The organism is Micromonospora sp. ATLC16 (assembly GCF_057196645.1).
On record NZ_JBXUOW010000139.1, the window covers coordinates 1 to 3,351 of the forward strand.

Sequence of the window (3,351 nt, forward strand, 5' to 3'; positions counted from 1 at the left end):
GCCCGGCGCAGCGTCTCCGGGGCCGGCGCCGCACCGCTGGGCTCGGGGCCGAGGCCGACGGCGGCGAGCACCGGCGCGGTGACCGTGCCCAGCGTCGCCAACTTGATCACCTCGCCCGGGCCGCCGGTCGCGCCGAGCAGGGCCAGCGTCTCGGTCAGCTTGCCGTCGAAGGCGGCGGCGATGCTCTCGGCGCCGCTGGCGAGCAGCAGATTGCCGGCGAGACCGCGGGTGGCGTCCTGCTCACCGGTCGTACTGTGCACGCCGATCACGATCGCGTCGACGGCGAGTTCGGCGGGGTCGGTGTCGACCAGGCTCAGGGTGGTGCTGGGCGATGTCACGGAGGCTGCTCCCGGGCGGGCCGGGCCGGTCGCGTGTGGCGTACCGGCGGTCGGGTTCTCCGGCGGGGGATTTACCCGCCGGACGTCATTGCTGCCCCGCCGGCTCATCCGGCGGTCCCGCCGATGCTAACCAGCCCGGTGCGTCCCGGTAAGTTGCCACCCATGACCGAGGTGACCACCGACGCCGCCGCGACCCGGCTGCGCCGTTCTCCACTGGCCGACCGGCACACCGCGCTCGGCGCCAAGTTCGCTCCGTTCGGTGGCTGGGAGATGCCCCTGGAGTACGCCGGTGGCGGGGTGCTGCGGGAGCACACCGCGGTGCGCGCCGGTGTCGGGGTGTTCGACGTGTCACACCTGGGCAAGGTGCGGGTGACCGGGCCAGGGGCGGCGGAGTTCGTCAACGCCTGCCTCAGCAACGACCTGGGCCGCATCGGGCCGGGCCGGGCGCAGTACACCCTCTGCTGCGACGAGGCGACCGGTGGGGTGGTGGACGACATCATCGCCTACCTGTACGCCGACGACCACGTCTTCCTCATCCCGAACGCGGCGAACAGCGCCGAGGTGGCACGCCGGCTGCGCGCCGCCGCGCCGCCACAGGTCACCATCACCGACGAGCACGAGGGGTACGCCGTACTGGCGGTGCAGGGTCCCCGGTCGGCGGAACTGCTGAGCGGGCTCGGGCTGCCCACCGAGCACGGGTACATGAGTTTCACCCGGGCGGCGCTCGGTCCGGTCGAGCTGACCGTGTGCCGTACCGGCTACACCGGAGAACTGGGCTACGAGCTGGTGGTCCCGGCCGGGGACGCGGTCGCGGTGTGGGACGCGTTGTTCGCCGCCGAGCCGGCGCCGCAGGCGTGCGGGCTGGCCGCCCGGGACACGCTGCGCACCGAGATGGGGTATCCGCTGCACGGGCAGGACCTCTCGCGGGAGATCACGCCGGTGCAGGCCCGCTCCGGCTGGGCGGTCGGTTGGGACAAGCCGGCCTTCTGGGGTCGCGACGCGTTGGTCGGGGAGAAGGCCGCAGGCCCGGCGCGTACGCTGCGCGGCCTGGTCGCCGTCGACCGGGGCATTCCCCGTCCCGGCATGCCCGTGTACGCGGGCGACACCCGGGTCGGCACCGTGACCAGCGGCACCTTCAGCCCGACCCGGAAGCAGGGCATCGCCCTGGCGCTGATCGACACCGCCCCCGCCCTGCCCGACGGGGCCGAGCTGTATGTCGACATCCGCAACCGCCGCACCCCCGTCCACCTCACCCGCCCCCCCTTCATCAACCCCTCCGTCAAATAACCCCACCCACCCACCCACCCACCTGCTCACCTGCTCGCGTTGATCATGAGGTTAGCGGCACTTTTCGATCTTCAAGCCGCCGCTAACCTCATGATCAACGAGGTGGCCCGAGGTGGGCGGGGGGCCCGGGGTGGGCGGGGTGGGGGGCCGGGGGTGGGGGTGTTAGGGGGTGGGGGGTTGGCCGGCGTCCAGGACGGCCTGGGTCCAGCCGCCCTCGATGACGCCGCTGGTGTCGAGGACTGCCCAGTCGACGATGTCGGTGACCTCCACGACGACGGGGGTGCCGATCCGTACGGTGGGGTCGGTGTTGGCGTCGCTGGCGCTGGCGCCGACGATCCGGTCCGGGGACTCCCACTCCGTCACGCCCGCCCAGACGTACTCCGGCCCGTCGTCGCCCGGCAGCCCGTACTTCACGACCAGCTGCGTCTCCGGGGGCAACTGCCCGTCGCGGAACCGGACCCGGATGTCCGGCAGGCCGGCCCGGGCGGTGGCGATAGCCCGGCTCATCGCGTCACCGGAGCGGGCGTAGCGCACGTCGGGCTGGATCCCGGAGAAGAGCGTGGCGCAGGCGTTGGCGAAGTAACGTCCGGGCGGGCCGGGGTGCCCGGCCGGCGGGCGCAGGCTGAGAAAGGAGTCGGCATCCGGGTCGGTGGCCGGGTCCAGCTCCAGGCGCAGCAGCACCGGCGCGGTCGCCCCGTGCTGCTCCGGATTGCCGTACGCCACCGCGATGTCGTGTCCGGTCACCGTGGCCAGCACCGGTAGCTGCACGAAGGCCGGCACCTCCTCGCCGGCCAGCCCGTCGGTCCAGTCCCGCAGCAGGCGTCGGGCGGCACCGGTCATCACCGCGCCCCAGGCCCGGGTGAGATGATCGGGCACCCCCTGGGTCTGCAACTCCAGCAGGCCGAAGCGGCGCAGCCCCTTGGTGGTGAACCAGAGCCCCTCGGCATCCGACGAGTAGGGCACCAGCACCCAGTCGATCAGCCGGACCCGGCCCTGCGCGTCGGGCAGCGAGCGCAGCGCCGCGGCCGGGTCCAGGAACTGCAGGCCGAAGACGTCCACCACATCGCCGTCCACTGCCTCGGCGACCGCTGCGGCCACCGCCCGGGCGGCCCACTCGTGGGCGGGCGGCCAGCCCGGCCGGTACTCCGCCTGCACCACCACCAGGTGGGTCGCCGCGGCCAGCCGGTCCAGCTGCGCTTCGCTGGCCCCGAACGCGGTGAGCAGGTCCGGCGGCAGCTCGGGAAACTCACCGACCGGCCGGATGTCGACGCTCATCAGTGGACTGTCCAGCATCTGCCGGGCCAGCCCGTACACCGGTTCGGTGAGCCGGCCGGCCAGCTTTCCGACGGCCGTCCGGGTGGTCACCGACGGCAGCCCCACTGTCGGCACCAGATATGTCGCGCTGAGCGACTCCGGGACCGGAACGGGCAGGAAGTCGTCGGTGATGAGCATGTCGTCCCCCGGGTGGCCGCGCCGGTGCTGTCGTCGCAGGTACGCTACCCGGCGTCGGGCCACCGACTCAGGCGGACAGCACCAGTCCCAGGTAGACCAGCGTGGTGACCAGCTCGACGGTCGCGCCGAGCACGTCTCCGGTGATCCCCCCGAGTCGGCGTACCACGTGCCGCAGCAGCCCGGCCGCGACGGCGAGCGCCGCCAGGACGACCAGCGGGCCCTGCCACGGCCGGTGCGGCGCCGCCGCGACCGCCAGCAGCGCCACGACGGCGGT

At 73.5% G+C, this 3,351-nt stretch carries 4 protein-coding genes; 1 reads left to right on the forward strand and 3 read right to left on the reverse strand.

Going from position 1 to position 3,351, the window contains the following annotated elements; all coding sequences use genetic code 11:
* A partial coding sequence (locus AC2CHE_RS26615; RefSeq protein WP_484507573.1) for a M17 family peptidase N-terminal domain-containing protein occupies window positions 1-338 on the reverse strand: 338 nt, incomplete at its 3' end.
* 162 nt (window positions 339-500) lie between these two features.
* Between AC2CHE_RS26615 and gcvT the strand changes: the two genes are divergently transcribed.
* The gene (gene gcvT / locus AC2CHE_RS26620; protein ID WP_484507574.1) at window positions 501-1,625 is read left to right on the forward strand and encodes a glycine cleavage system aminomethyltransferase GcvT; all 1,125 of its coding nucleotides are present in this window, start codon (window positions 501-503) and stop codon (window positions 1,623-1,625) included.
* Window positions 1,626-1,787: 162 nt separating this feature from the next.
* Here gcvT and AC2CHE_RS26625 read toward each other — a convergent pair whose 3' ends face one another.
* Window positions 1,788-3,077 carry a DUF2314 domain-containing protein gene (locus AC2CHE_RS26625; RefSeq protein WP_484507575.1) on the reverse strand — a complete coding sequence of 430 codons (1,290 nt, stop codon included), beginning with the start codon at window positions 3,075-3,077 and terminating at the stop codon, window positions 1,788-1,790.
* A gap of 67 nt (window positions 3,078-3,144) precedes the next feature.
* Window positions 3,145-3,351 (reverse strand): adenosylcobinamide-GDP ribazoletransferase (locus AC2CHE_RS26630; protein ID WP_484507576.1); only part of this gene is annotated, 207 nt, incomplete at its 5' end.

Excerpts from the sequence above, each read along its gene's own strand:
- gcvT (WP_484507574.1), top strand. The coding sequence starts at position 501 with ATGACCGAGGTGACCACCGACGCCGCCGCGACCCGGCTGCGCCGTTCT.
- AC2CHE_RS26625 (WP_484507575.1), bottom strand. The coding sequence starts at position 3,077 with ATGCTCATCACCGACGACTTCCTGCCCGTTCCGGTCCCGGAGTCGCTC.